The organism is Microbacterium sp. NPDC087592, assembly GCF_044743585.1.
Lineage (GTDB): Bacteria > Actinomycetota > Actinomycetes > Actinomycetales > Microbacteriaceae > Microbacterium.
In genome coordinates, this window is the sequence record NZ_JBIUWT010000004.1 from 231,646 (window position 1) to 257,085 (window position 25,440).

Below are 25,440 nucleotides of genomic sequence, written 5' to 3' on the forward strand. Positions count from 1 at the left end.
CGCACGGTCCTTCAGTGAACCGCAGATGACGGTGAGAATCGTTACCCTTCCCGACTAGTCGGAACCGGGCTTCCGGCCCGGTTTCCCGGTCTAGCCTGGGGGCATGCACGATCACGCACCCGCTGCCGGCGGCATTCGTTCAGCCAGTAGTCGACGCCTGCTGGCGATCTCGTTGTCGCTCACCGCGACCGTGATGGTCGTGCAGGTCGTCGGTGCGATCCTGACCGGATCGCTCGCGCTCCTCGCGGACGCCGCCCACATGTTCACGGATGCGTCCGCCCTCGTCATCGCGCTGATCGCGGCGACGGTGGCGGCACGCCCGGCCGATGACCGGCGCACCTTCGGCTATCAGCGTGCCGAGGTGTTCGGCGCGCTGATCAACGCGGTGATCCTGATCGCTCTGGCGACCTGGGTGGCGGTGGAGGGCATCGGTCGGCTCGTGAACCCGGGAGACGTCGAGGTCGCCGGCGGGCTCATGCTGGTCGTCGCCGTGGTGGGCCTGGTCGCCAACGCCATCTCGATGTGGTTGCTGAGCCGCGCGCAGCGGACGAGCATCAACGTGCGTGGGGCGTATCTCGAGGTGATGGGCGACCTGATCGGATCTGCGGCCGTCATCGTCGCGGCGATCGTCATCCTCCTCACCGGATGGATGCCGGCGGATGCCATCGCGTCCCTCTTCATCGCCGCCATGATCATCCCGCGGGCGATCACACTCCTACGCGAGGTCTTCTCGGTCCTCGCTGAATCCGCGCCGAAGGGGACGGCCGTCAGCGACATCCGGACGCACCTGCTCGGATACGCGGGTGTGGTCGGAGTGCACGATGTGCATGTCTGGCAGCTGACCCGAGGGGCGCCCGTGTTCACGGCCCACGTGAGCGTCGATCCGCAGTTGATCGCCGACGGACGATCGACGCAACTGCTCTCCGACATGCAGGCGTGTCTCGCAGATCACTTCGACGTCGAGCACTCGACCTTCCAGATCGAGCCGGCGGAACAGTCGGACTGCGAACCGCATCACGCCTGAGGCGAGCCGACGAGTGGGTGTTCAGGGCTCGACGACGATGTCGTCCGGCTCCTTGTCCGGGCGCAGCCCCCGCCACCGGGCGTGGCGAAGGAAGCCGTCCGGAGTCCAGTTCGCGAACTCCACTTCGCCGACGAGCTCGGGGCGCACCCAGAGTGCATCGGACGCATCGGGGGCCGGCACGCCCTCGAGGGGAGCGGTCTTCACGCGCAGCGGCTCCAGGCGCGTGAGGAGGTCGCGCAGGATGCGTTCCGTGAACCCGGAGCCCACGCGTCCGACGTAACGGAGCCGTAGCGGTCCGTCGACACCGTCAGCAGGCTCCGGCACCGCGAGCAGCAGCGAGCCGAAGGTGCTCTCCCGATCCCCCTTCCCCGGGCGGATGCCGACGATCACGGCCTCCTGCATGCGCGTGTGCTTGAGTTTCAGCCAGGACGGGCTTCGTTGCCCCGGTCGATAGCGGGACTGCGGATCCTTGACCACGACCCCTTCGAGTCCGAACTCCCGGCTCGCGGCCAGGGCAGCGTCGACGTCGTCGAAGACCGGCGGGAGCTGGACGGGAGCGTCGAGGCCGGCGATCACGTCTTCGAGCAGTGTGCGCCTTTCCCGCAGCGGCATTCCGGTGAGGTCATGACCGTCGAGGCGCAGCAGATCGAACAGCATGTAGACGATCGGCGTGCGGATGACCTCACGCTCGATCTCACGCGGCCTCGTGAGGTGCATGCGGTTCTGCAGCAGCGAGAAGCTCGGTCGCCCGTGGCCGTCGAACGCCACGATCTCCCCGTCCACGACGGCGTCCGTGACCGGGAGGAACGGCGCACCATCCGCTGTCAGTTCGGGGTAGCGGGCGGTGATATCGGTGCCGCGACGTGCGTGCAGCAGCATCCGCCCGTCCGCCCACGTGCCCATCGCGCGGATGCCGTCCCACTTCACCTCGACCCAAGAGGGGTCGCTCAGCGCGCGCGCGACTCCGGGCGTGCCGTTCTCCGCGAGCATCGGTGCGAGCGTGGCGGCGGTGCTGTCGGTCGCCGGGATGGGCCCGCTACGCGGATGGCGCGAAGATCGACGCGGCGATGTCGTCGCCGCGGGCGGCGGCGTCGGCGTCGACTCGATGGCGAGGGGTCGAAGGCTCGCGAGAGGATCCATACCCGAAGCCGACCTGTTCAGAACCTGTTCGAAGTCGAGCTGCGCCAGGGCGGGGTCGTCGAGCTCCTCCCAGGTGCGAGGGGAGGCCACCCAGGGGCGTGCGCGACCACGAAGGGAGTAGGGCGAGATAGTCGTCTTCTTGCCGTTGTTCTGGCTCCAGTCGAGGAAGACCTTCCCCCCGCGCACCGCCTTCGACATGACGCTGGTGGCGAGGTCGGGGTGATCGTTCTCGATCAGGCGCGCGAGTTCCTTCACGACGGCGGAGATCTCGTCGCTGGTCTGCTCGCCCGGCAGAGCCGCGTACAGGTGGATGCCCTTGCTCCCACTCGTCACAGGGAACGGATCGAGTCCCATGTCGGTCAGGATGACGCGGGCGAACCGGGCGACCTCGGCGCACTGCGCAAGACCCACCCCGGGCCCGGGATCGAGATCGAGGACGAGACGATCGGGGCGACCGGGCAGCCCGTCCGGGGCGAAGCGCCATTGCGGCACGTGCAGTTCGATCGCTGCGACCTGGGCGAGCCACACCAGGGTGGGCACGTCCTCGACCAGCGGATACTCCTTCGGGCCGTCGGAATGCTGGATCGCCTGCCGCGGAATCCACTCGGGCGCCCCGGGTTCGAGCTGCTTCGTGAAGAACGCATCGGCCGGAGCATCCGCGGTTCCGACTCCCTCCACCCAGCGCTTGCGGGTCACCGGACGACCGTCCAGGAGAGGAAGGAGGAGGGGGGCGATCGTGCTGTAATAGGCGATGACCTCACCCTTGGTGGTGCCGGTCTCGGGGTACACGACCTTGTCGAGGTTCGTCACGCGCAGACGACGGCCGCCGACCTGCACGACCTGCCCCTGTCCGACCATGCAGCCAGCGTAGTCAAGGGTCTGGCCGCGACGGTGTCGGCTGGTGTTCACTGGTCACATGAGAACGATCTGGAAGGGCGCGCTGACGTTCGGCCTCGTGAACGTGCCGGTCAAGGTGTACTCCGCGACCGAGGACCACGACGTGCCGCTGCATCAGGTGCACGAGAAGGACGGCGGGCGCATCCGCTACCAGCGCACCTGCGAGGTGTGCGGTGAGACGGTGGCATACGCCGACATCGACCGCGCCTACGTCGAGGAGGGGCAGACCGTCGTGCTCACCAGGGACGACCTCGCAGCCCTCCCTGCGGAGAAGAGCCGGGAGATCGACGTGGTCGAGTTCGTCCCGTCCGACCAGGTCGATCTGCTCACGCTCGACAAGCCGTACTACCTCGAGCCCGACTCGAAGTCTCCCAAGGCGTACGTTCTGCTGCGGAAGACCCTGGAGCAGACCGACCGCACCGCGATCGTGCGGTTCACGCTACGACAGAAGACGAGGCTGGCGGCGCTCCGCGTGCGGGGCAAGGTGCTCGTGCTGCAGACGCTCCTGTGGGCCGACGAGGTGCGCGAAGCCGAGTTCCCCGCGCTGGACGAGGACGTGCGGATCTCGAAGAAGGAGCTCGAGCTCTCGGCATCGCTCGTCGACAGCTACTCGGCCGATTTCGATCCCGAGGAGTTCGTGGACGAGTACCAGAAGGAGCTGCGCACCCTCATCGACGCGAAGATCGAGGCAGGCGACACATTCGACGTGGCAGAGACCTTCGGCGAAGCCGAGAAGGCAGCCGAGGGCGGCGAGGTCATCGACTTGATGGAGGCGCTCCGCGCCAGCGTCGCGCGCACCAAGGAGGAACGCGCCAAGAACGCGGGCTGAGAGGTCGGCACCGCGGTGACGGCGCCGGGAACTCAGTGCTTGCCGTCGCCGTCCAGGTCGGGCGCGCGGTCGAACACGTCGGCGTCCAGGACGAGCTCCTGCGCCTCTTCGGCATCCGTCACGACGTCTTCACCGGCCGCTGCAGCCTTCTTCGCCTTGTGGCGCTCGGAGAAGTAGTGCCAGAGCGTAACCAGAGCGGTGCCGCCGACCGCGATCAGCAGGATCACGTCGATGTACTCGACGACGAGATCGCGCACCCACGGGATGTAGGCGATCAGGTAGCCGACCATCGTGAGGCCGAAGCCCCAGATCATGGCGCCGATGAAGTTGTACAGCGAGTATCGACGCCACGGCATGTGTCCGACGCCCGCTGCGACCGGGGCGAAGGTGCGCACGATCGGGACGAAGCGCGCCAGGATGACCGTGAGACCGCCGAAGCGCTCGAAGAACGCGTTCGTCCGCTCCACGTTCTTCTTGCTGAAGAGCCCCGATTCCTTGCGCTCGAAGATCGCCGGGCCGCCCTTGTGGCCGATCAGATAGCCGACTTCGCCGCCGATGAACGCCGAGAGGGCGATCAGGAGCGAGACGACCCAGATGTTCACGCCGAACACGTTGCTGGTGTGCGTGAGCAGGCCCGCGATGATGAGCAGCGTGTCGCCGGGAAGCAGGAACCCGACCAGCAGACCCGTCTCGGCGAAGATGATGAAGCACACGACGAGAAGTGCCCACGGCCCGGCCGCGCCGATGATCGTCTGGGGGTCGAGCCAGGGGATGAGAGCGGTCGGCGCGTGCAGCATGGTTTCGAGCACTGGGGGAGTCCCGTCGGTCGTGATTGGTCGGCGGTAGAACAGAGCGATGTCGTGGCGGCCTGAGATGGCCGCCGTCGTCTCTCGTGCGGAAGGTGGGACTTGAACCCACACGCCCTGGGGCACAGGAACCTAAATCCTGCGTGTCTGCCAATTCCACCACTCCCGCGCGGTGGAATCAGTCTACTGACCGCTGAAACCGCGTGTCTGGGGATCAGCCCGCAGTTCGCCCCCGCCGGCCGACGGGCCGCGCCTCACGCGTGAGGAGCCGAGGGTGGGATGCCGGGCTCCGACGGGTTCGGCGCGAGAGGTTCTTCGGGGTTGGGCGCCAGCGGCTCCTGAGGGTTCGGCGCCAGCGGCTCTTGGGGGTTTGGGGCCAGTGGCTCTTCCGGGTTGGGGGCGAGCGGCTCATCGGGGAAGAGCGGAGAGGGCTCGTCGGGGTTCGACGGGGACGGAGTGGTCTCGGTCATGTCGGTGTCCTTTCGCTGAAATCACGTCATGCATCGCCGAGTCGAGCAGGGTGCGGCCACGGTGTCTGCTCCCTTGCGCGACGGCGACGGATGTGGTGAGGGTCGTGCTGAGGCGGCGCTCCCGGCGGTCCCCAAGATGGCTGTGGATAACTTCGGACCCGCCCGGCGGATTGTTGCGAAGATGCCGGGGTGAGTCATCCTTCCGCCCTTGTCGCCGAACGTGTGCGGATGCGTCTCCGATCCGAGGGGATCGATCCCACCGTCGATCCGGACTCGGCGTGGCGGATCACTCACGCGGAGGTGCGTCGTCATGACGACCGCGCCCTCGCGCGGGGGGAGGCCCTGATCGAGGACGAGGCGGCGTGCGTCCGCGAGGTGCTGGCATCCCTCAGCGGATTCGGGGCGCTGCAGCCCCTGCTCGACGATCCCGTGGTCGAGGAGATCTGGCTGAACGGCTCCGGCCACGTGCACGTGGCTCGTGAGGGCGTAGCGGAACGGACCCGGCTGCGACTCGACGAGATCGCGGTGCGCGATCTCGTCGAACGGATGCTGCAGTCCACCGGACGACGTGTGGACATCAGTCAGCCGTTCGTCGACGCTTCGCTACCCGACGGGTCTCGTCTGCACGTGGCCATCGCCGATGTCGTGCGAGGGTCGTGGGCCGTCAACATCCGCAAGTTCCTGCCGAAGTACCGGTCGCTCGAGGCATTGACGCGTCAGGGCATGATGCCCGCCACCGTCGCGGAGACCCTGCGGGGCGCGATGCACGACGGCCGCAGCGTGATCGTCTCCGGGGCGACGCATGCCGGAAAGACGACCCTTCTCGGCGCGCTGCTGGACTCATGCGCCGGGTCGCAGCGCATCGTGACGGTCGAGGAGACCTTCGAGTTGGCCGTCGACGGCCCCGACCTCGTCGCGCTCCAAGGGCGTCAGGCCAGCCTGGAAGGCACAGGCGAGATCACCCTGCGCCGTCTGGTCAAAGAAGCGCTGCGCATGCGGCCGGATCGGCTGGTGGTCGGTGAGGTGCGCGACGCCGAGGCGCTCGATCTGGTGCTCGCGCTCAACACCGGCGTCCCCGGTGCCTGCACCGTACACGCGAGCTCCGCCACGGAGGCGCTCGAGAAGCTGAGCATCCTGCCGTTGCTGGCCGGCCGGAACATCGATCGCGGATTCATCGCTCCTGCGCTCGCGGCGTCGGTCGATCTCGTGGTGCACTGCGTCCGCGACCGTGCCGGGGAACGGCGGGTGCAGGAGATCATCGCTCCCACCGGCGACGTCGATGACGGACGCATCCGCACCACCCGGATCTATCAGGCCGAGGTCGCGTCGTGACGTTCCTCCTCGGGGCGGTTCTCGCGGCCGGAGTGCTCCTGTGCGCGTCTCCGTGGCTGTGGCCACCGAGACCGGACGCAGCCCCGACGGCCCCCAAGGCGCGACTGATCCGTTTGAACGCCGAGGCGGGGTTCGACAGTCTCTCGGCGCGCACGCTCATCGCCGTGATCATGGCCGCCGGGCTCATCGCCGCCTCCACCGCATGGCTGCTGACCGGGCTCCCCATCCTCGTGCTGCTCGCCGCGTCGGCGGGAGCCCTGACGCCGATCATGTTCCTGCGCGGAAGGCGGCTGCGGCTGCGCCGCCTGCGTCGGCAGCTGTGGCCCGACGTCTGCGACCTTCTGATCGCGTCGATCCGGGTCGGGCTCTCCCTCCCCGATGCCGTGGCGAGCCTGTCCGAGTCCGCGCCCACGATGCTGCGACCCGCGTTCGGCGTGTTCGCCAGAGACCTGCAGTCGAGTGGTCGATTCGAGACGAGTCTCGACCGGCTGAAGTCGTCGTTGGCGGATCCGATCGGCGATCGCATCGTCGAGACGCTGCGGATGGCTCGTCAGGTCGGCGGCACCGAGCTGGTCGGCGTGCTTCGCGCGCTCTCCACCTCCGTGCGGGCGGATGCCGCGCTGCGCGGAGAGGTCGAGGCGCGACAGTCGTGGATTCGTGGCGCAGCCGTCCTCGGCGCGATCGCGCCGTGGGTCATCCTCAGCCTGCTCGTCATGCGGCCGGAAGGGGCATCGGCGTACGGCACACCGGAAGGGGTGATCGTCATCTGCGTCGGTGCGGGGGTCTCGGTCATCGCCTTCCAGATCATGGTCCGCATCGGGCGGCTCCCGGAACCTCGGCGGTGGTTCGGGTGAGCGGGTTCTCGGCCCTCGCCTGCGCCGTTCTCGTCGGTGGCGGCTTCGCCGTCGGGGTGCTGAGCATCCTCTCCGGCCTCCCGCGCTGGAGGGCCGCCTCACTGACCGTGCGGATCGGCCCCTACGTTCGAGACGTGGTTCCGGATGAGGACCTTCCGCGGGGAGTCCTCCCGCTCGCGGGCACCCTGCCCGCGAGCGCCCGAACTCTGTGGGGCGGGCTGCGGGACGTGTTCGAGCGCATACTCGGAGGCGGAGAGGTGCTTCGGCGGCGGCTCTCCCAGGCGGGCGTGGCTATGGAGCCGGCGACGTTCCGTGGCAGGCAGTTGGGCTGGGCGCTCGCCGGCATCGGGGCCGGCGCCGTCGTCCTGATCGTGCTCGCCCTGACCGGACGGCTGTCCGTTCCCACGGGCGTCATGCCGTTGCTGTGCGGCGCCGCCGCCGCGACCGCGTACGATCTGCAGCTGTCGGCACGGGCCAAGGCGCGCCGCGTGCGTCTCACCGATGAGCTTCCGACGACCCTGGAGTTCCTGGCCCTGTGCCTGTCGGCAGGCGAGGGGTTCCTCGATGCTCTGCGTCGTGTGGCCGCTGTCGGCTCCGGCGAGCTGACCGGCGAGCTCCGTGGGGTCGTGGTCGCGGTCGGCACCGGGTCGCCGCTCGCCGATGCGCTGACCGAGATGGCGAGACGCCTCGACCTGACCGCGCTGTCACGTGCCGTCGACCAGGTGATCGCCGCCCTCGAGCACGGTGCACCGCTCGCCGCCGTGCTGCATGCGCAGGCGGGAGACGCACGGGAAGACGCGAAGCGCACGCTCATCGAACAGGCAGGGCGCAAGGAGATCCTGATGCTGCTGCCGCTCGTCTTCCTCATCCTCCCGCTGTCGGTGCTGTTCGCCGTCTACCCGGGACTCTTCATCCTCCGACTCGGTATCGGCTGACCGGCCATGACGATCAGCCATGAAAGGACGACCATGTTCGCACCACGACAGGACACCCGTCATCGTCAGGGCACCCGGCGACGCCCGTGGCGCTCGGTCGCGAGCCGCGTCGACGCTTTCGCCCGCGACGAGACCGGAGACGTACCCGGCTGGGTGCTCGTCACGCTGATGACCGCCGGATTGGTCGTCTTGATCTGGGCTGTGGCCGGTCCGGCGCTGACCACCCTGTTCGAGCAGGCGATCCAGCGCGTCTCCGGGCTCTGACATGCACTTCGCGCGGTCACTCGCCGACGACCGGGGATCCAGCCCCGTCGAGTTCCTGCTGGTCGGGACGCTCCTCACAGCGCTGACGCTCGGAGTCCTCCAGCTCGCGCTCGCCGTGTACGTGCGCAACGTCGTCCACGACGCGGCCGTGGAGGGGGCTTATCAAGCGGCCCTCGCCGACACGACGCAGGAGGAGGGGATCGCGCGCACCCAGGAGGTGATCACCCGCGCGATCGGCGCGTCCTATGCCGAGGACGTTCGGATCGGTGCCTCGGGTGCTACGGGGCAGGAGACCGTGGACGTGCGAGTGCGCTCGACCTTTCCCCTCCTCGGATTGATCGGCGTGCCGTTCGCGATGGAGGTGGAGGCGCATGCACCGGTGGAGGCGTTCGGCGATCGATGACGCCGGTTCCGCGGCGCTCGAGTTCATCACCGTCGGAGTGATCCTCCTGGTGCCGATGATCTACCTCGTCGTCGCACTCGGAACGATCCAGGAGCAGATTCTCGGAGCGGAGGCGGCCGCTCGCCACATCGCCCGCGCCATCGCGCAGGCTCCCGACGCCGCGTCGGCCGCGGCACGCGGCGACGTCGTGCTCGCACAGGTGATCGACGAGTACGGGCTCGATGCCGGCGCGGTCGATCTCACACTCTCCTGTCGCCCCACGGGCACCGAATGCCCTTCTGCCGGAGCGACGATCATCGTCACCGTCGCCACGCGGGCGCGACTCCCGCTGGTGCCGGAGATCCTCGCCTTGGATCGATCCACCGCGGTGCCCGTGCAGGCGCAATCCGTGCAGAAGATGTCGAGGCTCTGGGGCTCGGAGTGAGCGGCCGCAGTATGCGCGGAGCGCGGGCGGCCGGCATGGGCGATGACGGCAGCACGCTTCCGTTGATCCTCGGCTATGTGCTCCTCGCCCTGGTGGTGATCTTCGTGTGTGTCTGCGCCACCGACCTCTATCTCGCGCAGAAGCGACTGGACGCGCTCGCCGACTCCGCCGCGCTCGCCGGGGCGGACGGATTCACCGTGCAGGCGATCGATGGCGGGGTTCGGGCCGAGCTGACGGATGCCGCGGTGACGGAGCAGGCGGCCGAGTTGGTGAGTGCATTGCCGGGGGAAGCGTCACTCGTCTCGGCCAGGACTCCGGACGGGGTGTCTGCGCGAGTGACCGTGGCGGCCTCGTGGCATCCGCCCCTGTCGTCCCCGTTCGTGCCCGACGGCGTCCGCCTGGAGTCCACGGCGACGAGTCGCACCGCGCTGCGTTGACGAGCGAGTCGGTTCAGCGGGGATCGCGTAGCTGCGCGAGCAGACCGTCGAGCCGGGGCTCGAGCTGTGGCGGTATCTCGGTAGGCAGCGCGTCGACCGGCCACCAGCGCAGATCCTCGGATTCGTCGCTGACGGTGAGCACTGCATCTCGATCGACCACGACGGCGATCCCGATGTCGAGGTGCGAGGCGCAGACGCCGAAGCGGGACGACAGCGCATGGTGGTCGAGGTCGTACGCGAGGGGAGCGGCCGGTGGGTCCGTCACGATACCGGTCTCCTCACGCAGCTCCCGCAATGCTGCGCTCACAACAGAGTCGTCGCCGCCCTCGACGTGACCCCCCGGCTGCACCCAGAACTGTCCCTTGCGGTGGAAGACGAGCAGCGTGTGTTGCAGCGCGGCGTCGAAGACCACGCACGAGGCGGTCAGATGATCCGGACCCGAGCCACGATGCACCGGCCCCCGGGCCTCCCCGAAGAACGAGGCGAAGTCCGCGTGTGCGCGGCGGTCACGTTCGGAGCGGGGCACGAACGTCGAGACCAGACGATGGGCATCGGCCGTCAGATTCGTGATCATTCCGCACCCTCGTCGGTCGGGTTGTCGTTCGGTCGCTCCCGCGGCACGAATCTCGGTATCCAGCGCACGAACCCTGCCGCGCCGACGAGACCGATCACACCCATGGCGGCTGCGGCGAACGGCAGTGCGGCGACGGCGGTGATCGCCGAGACCAGCAACGGCGCGAGCGCACCGCCGGCATCGGTCAGTGTCCGCCAGGAGCCCAGGAAGGCGGCCGGCTCGCGCTTCGGGGCCACGTCCGCGCCGAGAGTCAGCAGGATGCCGCTGGACAGGCCGTTGCCGACGCCCAGCACCGCCGCGAACATCCCGAACCACAGCACCGCGGCGTCGACATCGTGCGTGAACGACAGGGCGAGGAAGCCGGCACCCATCAGCACCATCGCGGGCATCGCCGCCCACAACCGCCCGAAGCGGTCCATCACCTGGCCACTCGCATAGAACAGCGCGAAGTCGATCGCGCCGGAGACGCCGACCACGAGGGCGATCGTCGAGGCATCCAGTCCCAGCGAGAGTCCCCACAGAGGGAGCACGACCTGTCGGGCGGATCGGACGGCGGAGAGTGAGGCGGCGGCCAGTCCGAGGCGCCCGAGCACCGCGCGCTGTCGCCACATGGTCTGGAAGATCCCCAGCCGTTCGATCGTCGGGATGGATCCGCTCACGGCCTCACCGGAGTCCTCCAGATAGCGCTCGTGAGTGGTCGACGGAAGGGGAGCGATCGCTTTCTCGGGGTCGGGCCCGAAGAGGACCAGCACGACCATCACGACGAGGCAGCCCAGGAAGAACCAGATCGCCGCACTCTCGCTGCCGAAGAGCTGCAGGAGCCCGGCGGCGACGAACGGCCCGATGAAGATTCCGAGGCGGAAGCTGCCGCCGAGCAGCGAGAGGGAGCGCGCACGGAAGGCGACCGGCACGCGGGTGGTCATGAACGCGTGACGGGCGAGGCCGAAGGCCGCCGCGCAGATGCCGAGCAGGAACACCGACGCCGCGAGCACGCCGAGCGAGGGTGCGAACACCATCCCGATCCCTGCGATGATCGCGATCACGCCGGCGATCACCATCGTGTACCGCTCGCCGATCCTGCCCACCGCCCATCCGGCAGGGAGGTTGCCGCACAGCTGGCCGATCACCAACGCCGACGCCACGAGCGCGGCGAACGCCACGTCTGCGCCCATGGATGCCGCCAGCACCGGGATGAGCGGGATCACGGCGCCCTCGCCGAGCGCGAACAGGACCGTCGGCAGGTACACCATGGGTCCGAACTGTCGAAGGACCGCCGATGCACTGCTCACGTCTTCACGCTACTCCGGCCGATGTGCCGTCGAAGACGAGGTCCCCGTGCGTGCGGGCGGCACGTTAGGCTGAGGTGTCATGCTCGAACTAGATCTCTCCGCCGAAATCCAGGCGCTCAGGCACACCTTCGGCGACATCAGCGAGGTCGTCGATGTCTCCCGTCTCCGCGACGACATCGCGCGTCTCAGCGAGGAGGCCGGTGCCCCCGACCTCTGGGACGACACCGAGAACGCGCAGAAGGTCACCAGCGCACTCAGCCACCGTCAGTCCGAGCTCGCCCGCATCACCGGCATCGCGCAGCGTCTCGACGACCTCGAGGTGCTCGTGGGTCTCGCGAACGAGATGGGGGATGAGGAGTCCGCGCAGGAGGCTCGCACCGAACTCGCCTCGCTCACTGACCTGATCAACCAGCTCGAGGTGCAGACTCTGCTCGACGGCGAGTACGACGAGCGCAGCGCCATCATCACCATCCGCTCCGGTGCGGGCGGCGACGACGCCACCGACTTCGCCGAGATGCTGATGCGCATGTACCTGCGCTGGGCCGAGCGCCACAAGTACCCGGTCAAGGTCATGGACACCTCCTACGCGGAGGGCGCCGGCATCAAGTCGGCGACGTTCGAGATCGACGCGCCCTACGCGTTCGGCACCATCTCGGTCGAGGCCGGCACCCACCGTCTGGCCCGCATCAGCCCGTTCGGATCAGCCGACAAGCGTCAGACGTCGTTCGCCGCGGTCGAGGTCATCCCGCTGATGGAGGAGGCGACCGAGGTCGACATCCCCGAGAACGACATCCGCGTCGATGTGTTCCGGTCCTCCGGCCCCGGCGGTCAGTCGGTCAACACGACCGACTCCGCTGTGCGCCTGACGCACCTTCCGACCGGCATCGTCGTGTCGATGCAGAACGAGAAGTCGCAGATTCAGAACCGCGCCGCCGCCATGCGCGTGCTGCAGACCCGACTGCTGCTGTTGCAGAAGGAACAGGAAGCAGCGAAGAAGAAGGAGCTCGCGGGCAACATCACCGCGAGCTGGGGCGACCAGATGCGCTCGTACTTCCTCTACGGCCAGCAGCTGGTGAAGGATCTGCGCACCGGCCAGGAGTCGGGCAACCCGGCTGCCGTGTTCGACGGAGACCTGGATGACTTCATCTCCGCGGGCATCCGCTGGCGCAAGCGCAAGATCGAAGACTGAATCCATGAAGAAGGCCCCGGATAACTCCGGGGCCTTCTTCGTGTGACTCGTCAGTATTTCGCACCCTCGAGAGTGCCGGTCACGTCTTCATAGCTGTACAGGATGCACTGGACGGTGCGATCGTCTGCGCGGGCCCAGGAGGTCTCCGTCGGCTGATAGGTGTAGAAATCCAGCACCGAGTCTTCGTAGGCGATGCCGACGTATGCGTCGAAGTGCGAGGCGCAGCCGTCCCATGCCGCTTCGCCGAGAGCATCGTCGCCGGGGAACGCCTCCTCATCGACCTCGAAGATGAAGTACACCTCATCCGTATGCGGCCGCTCGCACGGGACGACGGGCAACTCGTAGATCTGACCCGTGTCCTCGTAGTCGACGAACGGCAGGCAGTCGCCGACCTCGAGCTCGGCGAAGGGCACCATCTCGGCACCCTCGATCGACGCGGGGTCCGTGCGCTCCTCGGCGCTCGCAGCGGCGTCGGCCGGGGCCGAGACGGTCGCGATCAGCAGCAGCGACACGGCGAACGCCAGGAGCGCTCCGATCGCCGACACCACCAGCCCCGTGATCCCCGGCCACTTGCGGCCGCGGAGGAACAGGGACACGAGCGACAGTACGAATCCGACGCCGAGAAGCGCCCAGCCGACGATCGAGATCACCGGGATGCAGGCGCACACGACGCCGACGACTACCACCGCGAGACCGATGATTCCGAGCACCGACACTCCGGGCGCGGGTGGCTGCGGTGCCGGCGCACCCCACGCCCCGCCGGGTGCTCCGACGAGGTCGGGCGCGATCACCCGCTCGGTCGATACCCCCGACGAGGGCAGCGTGTAGGGCGGGGCGAAGGGCGCTGTGCCGGGCGACGGCACGGCGGAGGCAACCGGCTCGACCGGCGGTCGTTCCGGGGCCACCGGCGCACCGTCGGAGGTCCGCACGTGCGCGGTCCACTGCGTGCCGTCCCACCACCGCAGGCTGCCGGAGCCGTCGTCATACCAGCCGGCAGGAGTCGTCATCAGATGGTTCCGCTCGTCCGACGGCTCAGGGGACGAAGCACGCGGTGATGGCTTCGGTGTCGCCCAGTACCTCGGCGAAACCGTACGCGGCGTCGACATCCGTCAGCGTGCCGTCGCTCTCCGCGATCGCGCGCAGCGTCGAGTTGTCGAGCTCGGACTCGACGAGAAGGTCCGAGAGGCACGTGATCTGCGGCTCGGTGTAGCCCTCCGTGCCTTCGGCGGCCAGGATCGCGGTCAGTCCGACCGCCACCTCGGCCGAGGTGGGACGCGTGCCGTCGTCGGCGCCGTCCGTCCCGTCGGTCTCGCCCGGCTCGGTGGCTTCGATCGACGGCGAGGAGCTGGGCAGGTTGTTCATCTCTTCACTCGCGTTCTGGGCGATAGCGAAGAAGAAGACGAAGAACATCACGGCGCTGATGATGCCGCCGACCACGGAGAGGATCAGGCCGGCGATCCCCGGCCACTTCTTCCCCTTCAGGAAGAGCGAGATGAGGGAGACGATGAAGCCCGCGCCGAGGAGGATGAAGCCGATGAAGCCGATCAGCGGGATGAACGCCAGGATCGTGCCGACGGCCGACAGTCCGAGTCCGACGAGTCCGAGCACCGACAGCTTCTTCGGAGCTTCCGGCTCGGTCTGCACGTACGGGGCAGCTGCGGGATAGCCGGACGGTGCGCCCGCGCCGGGGTATGCCGGAGCCGCGCCCGGGTAGCTCGACACGGGCTGTTCCGGCGTGGCCGTGGGGGAGTAGTCGGGCGCTGCCGGAGCCGCGTAGGCGGCCACGTCGTCGCCGAGCGGTGTGGTCGCGGCGGTCGGCGCCTCGGCGGAGGTGCGGATCACGGTGTCATCGGTGGACGGTGCCTCCGGTGAGTCATAAGAGGGCTCCTCGTCGACGGCGGGAGCGTCGGTCGCCGGTGTCTCGATTCCGGTCGACGCCTCGGCGGCATCCGGTGCCACCGGTGTCGACTCCGCATCGGCTGCGGCGGTCGTGTCCGGAGCGAAGTGCTCCGTCCACTGCTCACCGTCCCACCACCGCTGGCGTCCGCTGCCGTCGTCGTACCAACCTGCAGGTGTCGTGCTCATGGGTCCCCCTCGAAGACGATTCGGCCGCTCCATGGTGCGACCGCACCCTTATGTATAGCAGTGGCCGGTGACTTCGCAGGGAGTTCCTGATGGGGAGCAATCCCCATGCTCTCCGGATGCGGACGCGCCGGTGCGGGGTGTCGCTCGCGGTCAGCAGGAGGGGCGCGCTTAGGCTCGAACCGTCATGATTCGGTTCGAGAACGTCACGAAACGCTACCGCGGGACGTCGAAGCCCGCCCTCTCCGGTGTCGACTTCGAAGTGCAACGCGGGGAGTTCGTCTTCCTCGTCGGCGCCTCGGGCTCCGGCAAGTCCTCCTGTCTTCGTCTGATCCTGCGCGAAGACGTACCGACGGCAGGCCGCGTCGCCGTGCTCGGCCGGGATCTCCGTTCGCTCGCCAACCGCAAGGTGCCCTACTTCCGGCGCCACATCGGTTCGGTGTTCCAGGACTTCCGCCTCCTGCCGTCGAAGACGGTCTACCAGAACGTAGCCTTCACCCTGCAGGTGACCGGCTCTTCGCGCGGATTCATCCAGCAGGCAGTGCCCGAGGCGCTCGCGCTCGTGGGACTCGACGGCAAGCAGAAGCGCATGCCGCATGAGCTGTCCGGCGGCGAGCAGCAGCGCGTCGCGATCGCTCGTGCCCTCGTCAATCGTCCGCAGGTGCTGCTCGCCGACGAGCCCACAGGCAACCTCGACCCTGCGACCTCCGTCGACATCATGCAGCTTCTCGCGCGCATCAACGCCGGCGGCACGACCGTGCTGATGGCTACGCATGAGGCCGGCTTCGTCGACCAGATGCAGCGCCGGGTGATCGAGCTGCGCGACGGCGAGATGGTGCGTGACGAGGTTCACGGCGGATACGGCGACACCTCCAACATCCCGCGCCTCGTGCCGGAGAAGGTGCGCGGTGCTGCCGCCGCAGCGGCGTTGACGGCGGTCCAGGAGGTCCAGCGTCAGACAGCGGACCTCTCCTCGGTCCGCGCTGCCTTGGCCGAGGAGCTCAGCTCCCAGCGGAAGGCCGCCGCAGACGAGCGCGCCTCGGATGCTCCGGCAGGTGCTCCGCAGAAGGCCGAACCCCCGCGCACGGTCGAGCCACCGGAGCCGAGCGCCGTCCTGGCGACCGGCGCCATCGCCGCTGTCGTGGAGCCGCCGACCGTCGTGGAACCACCGGCCGTCGTCGAGCCGCCGACCGTGACGGAGCCGCCGGCGGTCGTCCGACCGCGCACGCACCCGATCACCCTGCCCACCGTCGATGTCGCCGAGCTCGGAGTCGCAGATCGCCTCGGGCTCTCCGACGAAGACGACGAGGAAGTGGGCCCGACCTCATGAGAATCGGACTCATCCTGACCGAGGCCCTGGGCGGTCTCCGACGGAACATCTCGATGGTCATCTCGGTGATCCTCGTCACCTTCGTCTCCCTCACCTTCGTCGGCGCGGCGATCCTGATGCAGTCGCAGATCGGCGTCATGCGGGGTTACTGGGCCGAGCGTGCCCAGGTCGCCGTGTACATGTGCTCCGCGGTCTCGGAATCCGACACCTGCATCGACGGAGCCGCGAGCGAGGAGCAGGTGGCCGCGGTCCGGGCGCAGCTCGAAGGCGACGCGCTGGCACCGCTCATCAGCTCGCTGACCTTCGATACCAAGGAGGACACGTACGCCAAGCTCGTCGAGCAGCTCGGCGAGGACCAGGCGAGTGTGCTCACGCCCGACCAGGCATTCGAGGTCTTCTTCGTGACGATGAAAGACCCGGGGCAGTCGCAGGTGCTCGCCGAGGCATTCAGCGGCCAGGCCGGAGTGGAGCAGGTCAAGGATCAGCTCCAATACCTCGAACCGCTGTTCTCCGCTTTGACCGTCGCGACGTATATCGCCGTCGGCATAGCGGTGCTCATGCTGATAGCGGCGACCCTGCTGATCGGGACGACGATCCGGTTGTCGGCGTATGCGCGTCGCAAGGAGATCGGCATCATGCGCCTGGTCGGCGCCTCGAACCGGTTCATCCAGACACCGTTCGTGCTCGAAGGCGTGTTCGCGGCGTTCCTCGGCTCGGCGCTGGCCAGTGCCGCGGTCGTCGCCGGCATGCATTTCGGGGTGAACGGCTATCTGCGAGGCCGCGTCCCGTTCATCACGACCTGGGTGACGATGCAGGACGCGATGCTCGTCGTCCCGGTGCTGATCGGCATCGGCGTCGTCCTGGCCGCGTTGTCCGCCGGCTTCGCGATCAGGCGTTGGCTCCGTACCTGATATCCTGAAAGGCTGCTCGGTCGGAATGATCGATCGAGCTCATCACGGCAACAGGAGAGCATCATGCCCAGGGAACGCGGAGAGAAGGTCGTCGCGACCAATCGTCGCGCACGTCACGACTACACGATCGAGAAGTCGTACGAGGCGGGGATGGTGCTCACCGGCACCGAGGTCAAGTCACTGCGTCAGGGGCGCGCCAACCTCAGTGACGGTTACGCGTTCGTGAAGGGCAACGAGGTCTTCCTCGATTCGGTGCACATCCCGGAGTACTCCCAGGGGCATTGGACCAATCACTCCGCGAAGCGGATCCGCAAGCTGCTGCTGCATCGCGAGGAGATCGCCAAGATCGCGCATGCCGTCTCTGCGGGTGGATACACCCTGATCCCGCTGAAACTGTACTTCTCCGATGGGCGGGCGAAGGTCGAGATCGCCCTCGCCAAGGGAAAGCGCGAGTACGACAAGCGGCAGACCCTGCGCGAACGTCAGGACACCCGCGAGGCGGATCGTGCCATGCGCCTGCGCAATCGCGTGGGCGAGTAGCGACCGGTCGTCACAGCGTCGGCTCGAAGCCGAACACGCGGCCGAGGAAGATCAGTTCACGCTCGAGCGCGTCGATGATCGTGTCGGCACTGCGGAACCCGTGCCCCTCAGTGGGGTAGAGGACATACTCGTGGTCGACGCCCCGGGCGGCCAGCGCGTCTCTGATCGCCTCGGACTGCGAGGGCGGGACCACTCGATCTTCTCCGCCCTGCAGCAGCAGCACGGGGACTCCGATGCGATCCGCGTGGGTGAGTGGTGACCGTTCGACGTAGATGTGCTCGTACTCGGGGAGAGGCCCCACGAGACCGTCGATGTACGACGCCTCGAAGTCGTGCGTCTCGGCGACCAGCATCCGCAGATCGGCCACGCCGTAGCGGCTGATCCCCGCGGCGAAGGCCCCGCCACGCACGAGCGCGGACAGCACCGTCCAGCCGCCTGCGGATCCACCGCGGATGGCGATGCGGGACGGGTCGGCGAGGCCGGCATCCGCGAGGCCCTGTGCGGCGGCGATCACGTCGTCGACGTCCACGACGCCCCATCGGCCGTCCAGGCGTTCGCGGTAGGCGCGTCCGTAGCCGGTGGAGCCGCCGTAGTTGACGTCGAGCACGCCGATTCCCCTGCTCGTGTAGAACGCGTTGGCTGCCGATGCCGCACCGGTGACGTGCGCGGTCGGTCCGCCGTGCACCAGCACCACGTACGGGGGGAGCTCGTCGGCGGGGGCTGTCGCGTCGGGGTTCGCCGGGGGGTAGGCGAAGGCGTGCACGACTCCGTGCCTTCCGTCGACCTCGATCGGCACAGCGCGCGGCATCCATTCGGCATCGACGGGCTCACCTCCGCGCACGGCGACGGTCGCGCCGGACTCCACATCGATGCACCACAGGCCGGCGGTCACGCCGGAGCCACTGCCGGAGAGCAGCACGCGCGACCCGTCCACATCGTCGATGCTCACATGGCCGTCGGCCGGGATATCGATCGGGCGTGCGGCACCGTCCGGTGAGATCAGGACGACCTCGTCGCGCCCGTTCGTGCGGGTCGCGACGATGCGTCCGTCGGTGAGCGGCCGATACCAGCGGTTGCCGAGCACCCAGAGTCCGTAGCCGGTGTCGGCGTCGGCCGGGCTGAGCGCGCGCGGGGCGCCGACCGGCGAGGCGCCGTCGAGCTCGAGGCGGTAGAGCCCCCAGCGGTCGTCCGGATCATCGGCGAACATCAGCTCCGTCTCGCTGAGCCACTCGGGCTGCAACGCCGCTCGAGTGGGGATCTCGTGCACGTCGCTGCCGTCGCTCTGCGCGATCTGCAGGTGCGCGGCCTCCCAGGGCATCCGTCCGCGGTTCCAGCTAATCCAGGCGACGCGGCCGCCGTCGGGCGAGAGTGCGGGGTGAGCGAAGAAGCCGTCGCCCTCGGCGATCACGCGAACTCCGGACGCGTCTTCCGCGGCGGAACCGTCGATCGGGATCTCGACGATCGCGCGGGTATGCGGCGCGGTCGACAGATCTTCGCGCACGGCGAGCAGACGGCCTCCCTGCACGCGCAGACCGCCGTGCGCGGGACCCACCGGTGTCAGCGGGACGGGCTCGGCACCGGCGACCAGTCGATGGACGCGCTGATCGCCGGCATCGACGAAGTACAGGACGCCTGCGGGATCGACGGTCCATGCCCCACCGCCATACTCGTGCACCCGGGAGCGAGCTCCCCAGGGGGAGGGGAGGATCTCGGCTCCGGAAGAGCTCCGCACCGTGACCCGCCCCTTCTCGGCGGGCACGGATTCTCCCCACCAGATCTCGGAGCCGACGAAGCGCGCCCCGTCGATGCGCGGGGAGGATGCCGCGACGGAGGCTGCGGAGAACGGAGAGGGCCAGGAACCGTGAGGCGACGACATGCATCGAGCCTATGGCTGACGTCAGACGGCGCGCAGCACCGCCACGACCTTGCCGAGCACCACGGACTCATCGCCGAGGATGGGCTCGAAAGAGGAGTTTCGGGGGAGGAGCCAGGTGTGGCCGTCGCGACGGCGCAGCACCTTGACCGTGGCCTCGCCGTCAAGCATCGCGGCCACGATCTCGCCGTTCTCCGCATTGTTCTGCGAGCGCACGACGACCCAGTCGCCGTCGCAGATCGCGGCGTCGATCATCGACTCGCCCGAGACCTTGAGCATGAAGAGGTCTCCCTTGCCCACCAGTTGCCGGGGGAGAGGGAAGATCTCCTCCACCTGCTGATCGGCGGTGATCGGCACGCCGGCGGCGATGCGACCGACCAGGGGCACGAGCGCCGCGTCGCCGACCGGAGTCGCAACGTCGGCGGGGTTCTCGCCGCTGGCGCCGGGGAGATCGATCAGGACCTCCATGGCACGGGTCTTGCCGGGGTCGCGTCGCAGGTAGCCGCTCAGTTCGAGCTGACCGAGTTGGTGGGTCACGCTCGACAGCGACTTCAGGCCGACGGCGTCTCCGATCTCCCGCATGCTCGGCGGGTAGCCGTGATGAGCGATGGAGTTCTGGATGACCTCGAGGATCGCCATCTGCTTGGGGCTCAGGCTCTTGCGGCGTCGCGTCCGCGGTGCCTCCGACTCGGGGGCCGAGTTCTCGCTCATGGTGCTCCTTAAGTGCGGTGTTCCGACGTCGCTCTTCGAATGTCGGAGGCCCGTGGTGTGGTGTTCTCATCGAAACCGTATCCGAGAAACGGCCCGATCTGGAAGATCTGTTCGAGCGTGTCGGCAGAATCGTGCATCCGGTTTCGAAGACAACTTGACAGATGTTCGAACTCGAAGATATCTTCGGTACGTAGCTTCGCATTCACGGCTCCCGGCCGAGGCGGGAATGCGAACGCTACGCCAACTTCCCCGGCAGCTTCACCGCTCCGGGACAGGCTAAGGAGCACCACATGAGCAGCATCGGCTTCAGCACCGCGGCAGTCATTCCGGCGTCGACCCGTCCTGCGACGCGACTCCGTCTGACCACGCGCGGTCGCGCCGTGCTGCTGGGGTTCGCCTCCGTGCCGCTCGCGATCGGCATCGCCTTCGCCGCACTCAGCGGTGGCAGTGCGATCGCCTCGGGCGCAGACACGGCAGCCGTCAGCGTCGAGACCGTGACCGTCATGCCCGGTGACACTCTCTGGTCGATCGCCACCGGTGTCGCCCCCGGTGCCGACCCGCGCGACGTCATCGGTGAGATCAGCCGCATGAACCTGCTGCGTGGCGGTGAGCTCCAGATCGGCCAGACGCTCGCCATCCCGGCCCAGTACGTGGATTGATCCCGTCGCGCCCGAGCTGCGGCAACTTTGCGTCATCGACTCGGGGTGCCGCTTAACATTGGAAGGGTGACCCTCTCCCTCAACGATCTCCCGCTACGCGACGATCTTCGCGGACTGACTCCGTACGGCGCTCCTCAGGCACCGCTCCCGATCGCCCTCAACGTGAACGAGAACACGCATCCCATTCCGGACGCGGTGGCGAGCGACATCCTCGACGACATCGCGCTCGCGATCCGTGATGTGAACCGTTATCCCGACCGGGAGTTCACCACTCTTCGCGAGTCGTTCGCAGAGTATCTGGGTCACGGCCTCACCCCGGAGCAGATCTGGGCGGGCAACGGCTCGAACGAGGTGCTCCAGCACATCCTGCAGGCCTTCGGCGGCCCCGGGCGCACGGCTTTCGGTTTCGCGCCGACCTACTCGATGTACCCGCTCATCGCACAGGGCACGGGCGCGCGGTGGATCCCCGGGACGAGGCAGCCCGACTACACGATCACACCGGAGGAGGCAGCGGAGCAGGTGCGCACCGCGGACCCCGACGTGATCATCCTGTGCACCCCGAACAATCCCACCGGCACCCCGCTCGGCCTGGACGTCGTCGAAGCCGTCTACGAGGCGGCGCGGGGCATCGTGATCGTCGACGAGGCCTACCAGGAGTTCGCACCGCACGACGCGCCTTCCGCGCTGACACTCCTCGAGGGGCGCCCGCGCCTGGCGGTCTCCCGCACGATGAGCAAGGCCTTCGCCTTCGCCGGTGCGCGGGTCGGGTATCTGGCGGCAGATCCGACGTTCATCGATGCGTTGCGTCTGGTGCGCCTGCCCTATCACCTGAGCACGCTCACGCAGGCTGCGGCCGTCGCCGCTCTGCGCAACTCCGACGTGATGCTCGGCATGGTCGAGGAGATCGTCGAACAGCGCGACCGCATCACCGCGACCCTCGAGGCGCTCGGATATACGCCCCACGAATCCTGGTCGAACTTCGTCCTCTTCGGCGGCATCGCCGATCCGCGTGCGACATGGCAGCAGCTCTTCGACCGCGGCGTGCTGGTGCGTGATGTTGGCATCCCCGGTCACCTCAGGGTCAGCGCGGGCACCGAGGCCGAGACCACCGCGTTCCTCGATGCTCTGGCCTCGATAGGATCGGCATCATGAGCACCCCGTCATCGACCCCGCGCACCGCGAGCCGCGTGCGCAGCACGTCGGAGTCCACCGTCGAACTCGAGCTGAACCTCGACGGCACGGGGGCGAGCCGCATCGACACGTCGGTGCCGTTCTTCGACCACATGCTCACCGCTTTCGCGAAGCACTCGCTGACCGACCTGACCGTGCGCGCTTCGGGCGACACGGACATCGATGCGCACCACACCGTCGAAGACGTGTCGATCGTGCTCGGACAGGCGATCCTCGAGGCGCTGGGCGACAAGTCCGGCATCTCCCGCTACGGCGATGCGCTCGTGCCGCTCGATGAGGCGCTCGTGCAGGCGGTCGTCGACATCTCGGGTCGTCCGTACCTCGTGCACACCGGCGAGCCCGCCGGATTCGAGCACCACCTCATCGGTGGGCACTTCACCGGCTCGTTGGTGCGTCACTCTTTCGAGGCGATCACCTTCAACGCCGCGCTGACCGTCCACGTGCGTGTGCTGGGCGGCCGCGACCCGCACCACATCGCCGAGGCGGAGTACAAGGCTTTCGCCCGCGCGTTCCGCCAGGCAAAAGCACTCGATCCGCTGGTGGACGGGATCCCGTCCACCAAGGGTGCACTGTGAGCGCGAGTCCCCGCGTCGCCGTCTTCGACTACGAGTCGGGCAACGTCCACTCGGCTGTCAAGGCGCTGGCCGCTGCCGGCGCAGATGCCGTGCTGACGCGCGACCGCAAGGCCGCCCTGGAGGCCGACGGTCTCCTGGTTCCGGGCGTCGGCGCGTTCCAGGCGGTCCGTGACGCGCTCCACGCACACGGCGGCGACGAGATCATCGACCGGCGTCTGGCCGGCGGACGACCGGTGCTCGGGATCTGCGTCGGCATGCAGGTGCTCTTCGAGCACGGGGTCGAGCGCGGGCACGACACCGCGGGCCTCGGCGAGTGGCCCGGAGCGGTCACCGAACTCAACGCACCCGTGCTGCCGCACATGGGCTGGAACACCGTCGAGCCCGGCGCAGACAGCGTGCTCTTCCGGGGCCTGGAACATGAGCGTTTCTACTTCGTGCACTCCTACGCCGCCCAGTCCTGGGAGCTCGACGTCATCCCGCCGTTCCCCGAGCCCGTGCTGACCTGGACGACCTACGGCGACCCCTTCCTCGCCGCCGTCGAGAACGGTCCGCTCTCGGCAACCCAGTTCCACCCCGAGAAGTCGGGCGAGGCGGGCATCCAGCTCCTGCGCAACTGGGTCGGGAGTCTCTGACACCCATCGTGGACGTCATCCGTTTTGTCACCCGCTCTCCGGCGGACTACCCTCGGTTCTCGTGCCCGCTCCGGGCTGCAGACCTTCCCTAGCCAAGGACCCCATGAACGACTTCGCGCAGTCTCCCTCGCTCACGCTCCTTCCCGCGGTCGATGTCGCCGGTGGTAAGGCCGTCCGCCTCACCCAGGGCGAGGCCGGAACCGAGACGAGCTACGGCGACCCGCTCGACGCTGCAGGGGAGTGGGCCGCACAGGGCGCGAAGTGGATCCACCTCGTCGACCTCGACGCCGCTTTCGGCCGAGGGAGCAACGCGCCGATCCTGCGCAAGGTCATCAAGCAGTTCAAGGGCGTCAGCATCGAGCTCTCGGGCGGCATCCGCGACGACGCGACCCTCGAGGCGGCGCTCGAGAGCGGCGCCACCCGGATCAACCTCGGCACGGCCGCACTGGAGAACCCCGAGTGGGCCGCCGATGTGATCGGTCGTTACGGCGAAGCGATCGCGGTCGGCCTCGACGTGCGCGGCACCACGCTCGCCGCACGTGGTTGGACCAAGGAGGGCGGTGACCTCTGGGAGGTCCTCGAGCGCCTGGAAGACGCCGGATGCAGCCGGTACGTCGTCACGGACGTGACGAAGGACGGCACGCTTCGCGGCCCGAACCTCGAGCTCCTTCGCGAGGTGACCTCGCGCACACCGAAGCCGGTCGTCGCATCCGGGGGGATCTCCAACCTCGACGACATCGCCGCGCTCCGTGAACTCGTGCCGCTGGGCGTCGAGGGTGCGATCGTCGGCAAGGCCCTGTACGCCGGTGCGTTCACGCTGGCTGAGGCACTGGATGTCGCAGGAGACTGACGGCCACGCCTGCGGGCCCGAGTCGCACAACCACGGAGACTCGGCCGGTGTCCCCTGGGAGGGACGCAGCTTCGAGTCGAATCCGCACGCGGCGGACGACGGCTCGGCCGACCCGGCGCTGCTGGCCGCACTGCTGCGCTTCCGCGCCGGCGAAGGCAGTCAGGTGGAAGTCGTCGACGCTTTCCGCTCGGCTCGCGTGCTGATCCCTCTGATCGCCGAGAAGGGTGAGGAAGGCGTCGCGCCGAGCGGCCTCGCCGTCGACAAGACGCAGGAGCTGTCGATCGTCACGGTCGCGGCTCCCGACGGGCGGCGGGTGCAGCCGGTTTTCTCCTCCGTCGAGGCGATGCAGAAGTGGGATCCCACGGCACGCCCGATTCCTGTGGAGGCGCTCCGGGCGGCGCTGGCGGCGTCAGCCGAAGACACCGACCTGATCGTGCTCGACCCGACGGCCGACACGGAGTTCGTGATCCGGCGGCCGGCCGTCTGGGCGATCGCCCAGGAGCATGCCTGGGAGCCGAGCTTCCTCTCCACCGAGGTCTACACCGCGCTCCAGGAGAGTGTGGCCCACGAACTGGCCGTGATCGACGTGGCGGTGGCGTCTGGCGACCCCGACGCACGTCTGCGCGGCCCGGAGCTGATCGTGGTCCTGGAACTCGTCGACGGTCTGGAGCGCGAGGTGCTCGACGCCGTGCTCTCGCGTCTGGCTCAGCGCTGGGCGTCGGACGACCGCATCGCCGTCCTGGCGGACTCGCTCACGGTGAAGCTCCGCCGCAGCGTCTGAGCGCGCTTCGCTACGATCGGGGCATGTCCCGAGGTCTCCTGCGCGCCATCGCTGTCGTTGCTCTCCTCGGGGGCGCCGTTACCGGCAGCTCGGGCTGCGCGCTGGCTTGCCCCGCGATCGGATGGACGAACGCCGTCACACTCGAGACCAGCGCCGTAGCGGGGGTGGTGGCGGTCCAGTTCTGCGTCGCGGGGGAGTGCTCGCCGGCGCCGGGTACCGAGCCGACCTCATCGACCAACCTGTTCATCGTGACGCCTCAGGATGACGGGACGTGGGTGCTCGGGTTCGACATGTCGACGCCCGACGGCTTCGACATCCGCCTGTTCGACGCCCAGAACACGCTCATCCACGAGTCCGAGGAATCGATCTCGTGGACGCATTCGGATGAACCGTGCGGCGGCCCCTCGACCGCGGATCCGATCGTCCTCGAATCCTGAA

General features: G+C 68.4%; 29 protein-coding genes and 1 tRNA gene. 20 read left to right on the forward strand and 10 right to left on the reverse strand.

Annotated features, from left to right (window positions below; genetic code table 11):
* Positions 1-103: 103 nt before the first annotated feature.
* Positions 104-1,024 (forward strand): cation diffusion facilitator family transporter, encoded by a 921-nt coding sequence (locus ACIOTO_RS19315; RefSeq protein ID WP_400859093.1) that lies wholly within the window; start codon positions 104-106, stop codon positions 1,022-1,024.
* A gap of 21 nt (positions 1,025-1,045) precedes the next feature.
* Here the strand turns inward: ACIOTO_RS19315 and ligD are convergent, their stop codons facing one another.
* Positions 1,046-3,022, reverse strand: a complete 1,977-nt coding sequence (ligD, locus tag ACIOTO_RS19320; RefSeq protein WP_400859094.1) for a non-homologous end-joining DNA ligase — start codon at positions 3,020-3,022, stop codon at positions 1,046-1,048.
* 58 nt (positions 3,023-3,080) lie between these two features.
* Here ligD and ACIOTO_RS19325 point away from each other — a divergent pair, with 58 nt between their 5' ends.
* Positions 3,081-3,890, forward strand: coding sequence for a Ku protein (locus ACIOTO_RS19325; RefSeq protein WP_400859096.1), 810 nt, complete (start codon positions 3,081-3,083; stop codon positions 3,888-3,890).
* A 32-nt stretch (positions 3,891-3,922) separates the two neighbouring features.
* Here ACIOTO_RS19325 and ACIOTO_RS19330 read toward each other — a convergent pair whose 3' ends face one another.
* The 3 genes from ACIOTO_RS19330 to ACIOTO_RS19340 form a co-directional block, all read right to left on the reverse strand.
* Positions 3,923-4,687, reverse strand: a complete 765-nt coding sequence (locus ACIOTO_RS19330) for a DedA family protein (RefSeq protein ID WP_029262511.1) — start codon at positions 4,685-4,687, stop codon at positions 3,923-3,925.
* 96 nt (positions 4,688-4,783) lie between these two features.
* Positions 4,784-4,865, reverse strand: a tRNA-Leu gene (locus tag ACIOTO_RS19335).
* Between the two features lie 85 nt (positions 4,866-4,950).
* Positions 4,951-5,166 carry a hypothetical protein gene (locus ACIOTO_RS19340; protein ID WP_146114827.1) on the reverse strand — a complete coding sequence of 72 codons (216 nt, stop codon included), beginning with the start codon at positions 5,164-5,166 and terminating at the stop codon, positions 4,951-4,953.
* 228 nt (positions 5,167-5,394) lie between these two features.
* On the opposite strand from ACIOTO_RS19340, the gene ACIOTO_RS19345 reads away from it, so the two are divergent.
* Genes ACIOTO_RS19345 through ACIOTO_RS19375 form a run of 7 tightly spaced genes read left to right on the forward strand, consistent with a single transcriptional unit; the run spans position 5,395 to position 9,815 of the window.
* A complete protein-coding gene (locus ACIOTO_RS19345) occupies positions 5,395-6,498 on the forward strand; it encodes a CpaF family protein (protein WP_400859099.1) in 1,104 nt (367 codons plus the stop codon).
* A complete protein-coding gene (locus tag ACIOTO_RS19350) occupies positions 6,495-7,352 on the forward strand; it encodes a type II secretion system F family protein (protein ID WP_400859100.1) in 858 nt (285 codons plus the stop codon). Before ACIOTO_RS19345 ends, ACIOTO_RS19350 begins: the two co-directional genes overlap by 4 nt.
* The gene (locus ACIOTO_RS19355; RefSeq protein ID WP_400859102.1) at positions 7,349-8,287 is read left to right on the forward strand and encodes a type II secretion system F family protein; all 939 of its coding nucleotides are present in this window, start codon (positions 7,349-7,351) and stop codon (positions 8,285-8,287) included. Before ACIOTO_RS19350 ends, ACIOTO_RS19355 begins: the two co-directional genes overlap by 4 nt.
* Before the next feature lie 33 nt (positions 8,288-8,320).
* The gene (locus ACIOTO_RS19360) at positions 8,321-8,551 is read left to right on the forward strand and encodes a hypothetical protein (protein WP_400859104.1); all 231 of its coding nucleotides are present in this window, start codon (positions 8,321-8,323) and stop codon (positions 8,549-8,551) included.
* A 1-nt stretch (position 8,552) separates the two neighbouring features.
* Complete coding sequence (locus tag ACIOTO_RS19365; RefSeq protein ID WP_400859105.1) at positions 8,553-8,954, forward strand: TadE/TadG family type IV pilus assembly protein; 402 nt, start codon at positions 8,553-8,555, stop codon at positions 8,952-8,954.
* Positions 8,923-9,378 (forward strand): TadE family protein, encoded by a 456-nt coding sequence (locus ACIOTO_RS19370; protein ID WP_400859106.1) that lies wholly within the window; start codon positions 8,923-8,925, stop codon positions 9,376-9,378. The genes ACIOTO_RS19365 and ACIOTO_RS19370 overlap by 32 nt, the downstream gene beginning before the upstream one ends.
* A complete protein-coding gene (locus tag ACIOTO_RS19375; RefSeq protein ID WP_400859108.1) occupies positions 9,375-9,815 on the forward strand; it encodes a pilus assembly protein TadG-related protein in 441 nt (146 codons plus the stop codon). Before ACIOTO_RS19370 ends, ACIOTO_RS19375 begins: the two co-directional genes overlap by 4 nt.
* A 13-nt stretch (positions 9,816-9,828) precedes the next feature.
* Here ACIOTO_RS19375 and ACIOTO_RS19380 read toward each other — a convergent pair whose 3' ends face one another.
* Positions 9,829-10,389 carry an NUDIX hydrolase gene (locus tag ACIOTO_RS19380; RefSeq protein ID WP_400859110.1) on the reverse strand — a complete coding sequence of 187 codons (561 nt, stop codon included), beginning with the start codon at positions 10,387-10,389 and terminating at the stop codon, positions 9,829-9,831.
* Positions 10,386-11,639 (reverse strand): MFS transporter, encoded by a 1,254-nt coding sequence (locus tag ACIOTO_RS19385; protein ID WP_105710853.1) that lies wholly within the window; start codon positions 11,637-11,639, stop codon positions 10,386-10,388. Before ACIOTO_RS19385 ends, ACIOTO_RS19380 begins: the two co-directional genes overlap by 4 nt.
* Before the next feature lie 118 nt (positions 11,640-11,757).
* Here ACIOTO_RS19385 and prfB point away from each other — a divergent pair, with 118 nt between their 5' ends.
* Positions 11,758-12,867 carry a peptide chain release factor 2 gene (gene prfB, locus ACIOTO_RS19390; protein ID WP_029262501.1) on the forward strand — a complete coding sequence of 370 codons (1,110 nt, stop codon included), beginning with the start codon at positions 11,758-11,760 and terminating at the stop codon, positions 12,865-12,867.
* A 50-nt stretch (positions 12,868-12,917) separates the two neighbouring features.
* Here the strand turns inward: prfB and ACIOTO_RS19395 are convergent, their stop codons facing one another.
* Together ACIOTO_RS19395 and ACIOTO_RS19400 are read right to left on the reverse strand one after the other, a co-directional pair.
* Entirely contained in the window at positions 12,918-13,874 is a 957-nt protein-coding gene (locus tag ACIOTO_RS19395) for a DUF2510 domain-containing protein (protein WP_400859112.1), read from the reverse strand.
* A 25-nt stretch (positions 13,875-13,899) separates the two neighbouring features.
* Positions 13,900-14,952 (reverse strand): DUF2510 domain-containing protein, encoded by a 1,053-nt coding sequence (locus ACIOTO_RS19400; protein WP_400859114.1) that lies wholly within the window; start codon positions 14,950-14,952, stop codon positions 13,900-13,902.
* A gap of 184 nt (positions 14,953-15,136) precedes the next feature.
* Here ACIOTO_RS19400 and ftsE point away from each other — a divergent pair, with 184 nt between their 5' ends.
* From ftsE to smpB, 3 genes are all read left to right on the forward strand, one after another.
* A complete protein-coding gene (gene ftsE / locus ACIOTO_RS19405) occupies positions 15,137-16,279 on the forward strand; it encodes a cell division ATP-binding protein FtsE (RefSeq protein ID WP_400859116.1) in 1,143 nt (380 codons plus the stop codon).
* On the forward strand, positions 16,276-17,190 hold the full coding sequence (gene ftsX / locus ACIOTO_RS19410) for a permease-like cell division protein FtsX (RefSeq protein WP_029262498.1): 915 nt from the start codon (positions 16,276-16,278) through the stop codon (positions 17,188-17,190). Before ftsE ends, ftsX begins: the two co-directional genes overlap by 4 nt.
* 63 nt (positions 17,191-17,253) lie before the next feature.
* Positions 17,254-17,730 (forward strand): SsrA-binding protein SmpB, encoded by a 477-nt coding sequence (gene smpB, locus ACIOTO_RS19415; RefSeq protein WP_021199784.1) that lies wholly within the window; start codon positions 17,254-17,256, stop codon positions 17,728-17,730.
* 10 nt (positions 17,731-17,740) lie between these two features.
* Here smpB and ACIOTO_RS19420 read toward each other — a convergent pair whose 3' ends face one another.
* The gene (locus tag ACIOTO_RS19420) at positions 17,741-19,606 is read right to left on the reverse strand and encodes a prolyl oligopeptidase family serine peptidase (RefSeq protein WP_400859117.1); all 1,866 of its coding nucleotides are present in this window, start codon (positions 19,604-19,606) and stop codon (positions 17,741-17,743) included.
* Between the two features lie 21 nt (positions 19,607-19,627).
* Entirely contained in the window at positions 19,628-20,314 is a 687-nt protein-coding gene (lexA, locus tag ACIOTO_RS19425; protein WP_029262496.1) for a transcriptional repressor LexA, read from the reverse strand.
* A 290-nt stretch (positions 20,315-20,604) separates the two neighbouring features.
* Here lexA and ACIOTO_RS19430 point away from each other — a divergent pair, with 290 nt between their 5' ends.
* The 7 genes from ACIOTO_RS19430 to ACIOTO_RS19460 all read left to right on the forward strand — a co-directional run bounded on the left by ACIOTO_RS19430 (position 20,605) and on the right by ACIOTO_RS19460 (position 25,439).
* A complete protein-coding gene (locus ACIOTO_RS19430; RefSeq protein WP_400859119.1) occupies positions 20,605-20,973 on the forward strand; it encodes a LysM peptidoglycan-binding domain-containing protein in 369 nt (122 codons plus the stop codon).
* Between the two features lie 66 nt (positions 20,974-21,039).
* Complete coding sequence (locus ACIOTO_RS19435; protein ID WP_036303599.1) at positions 21,040-22,125, forward strand: histidinol-phosphate transaminase; 1,086 nt, start codon at positions 21,040-21,042, stop codon at positions 22,123-22,125.
* A complete protein-coding gene (gene hisB, locus ACIOTO_RS19440) occupies positions 22,122-22,739 on the forward strand; it encodes an imidazoleglycerol-phosphate dehydratase HisB (protein WP_400859120.1) in 618 nt (205 codons plus the stop codon). Before ACIOTO_RS19435 ends, hisB begins: the two co-directional genes overlap by 4 nt.
* A complete protein-coding gene (gene hisH / locus ACIOTO_RS19445; RefSeq protein ID WP_262002624.1) occupies positions 22,736-23,371 on the forward strand; it encodes an imidazole glycerol phosphate synthase subunit HisH in 636 nt (211 codons plus the stop codon). Before hisB ends, hisH begins: the two co-directional genes overlap by 4 nt.
* Before the next feature lie 103 nt (positions 23,372-23,474).
* Positions 23,475-24,221, forward strand: coding sequence for a bifunctional 1-(5-phosphoribosyl)-5-((5-phosphoribosylamino)methylideneamino)imidazole-4-carboxamide isomerase/phosphoribosylanthranilate isomerase PriA (gene priA / locus ACIOTO_RS19450; protein ID WP_029262491.1), 747 nt, complete (start codon positions 23,475-23,477; stop codon positions 24,219-24,221).
* On the forward strand, positions 24,205-25,002 hold the full coding sequence (locus ACIOTO_RS19455; protein WP_029262490.1) for an SseB family protein: 798 nt from the start codon (positions 24,205-24,207) through the stop codon (positions 25,000-25,002). The genes priA and ACIOTO_RS19455 overlap by 17 nt, the downstream gene beginning before the upstream one ends.
* 23 nt (positions 25,003-25,025) lie before the next feature.
* Positions 25,026-25,439 carry a hypothetical protein gene (locus ACIOTO_RS19460; RefSeq protein WP_400859122.1) on the forward strand — a complete coding sequence of 138 codons (414 nt, stop codon included), beginning with the start codon at positions 25,026-25,028 and terminating at the stop codon, positions 25,437-25,439.
* Position 25,440 lies beyond the last annotated feature (1 nt).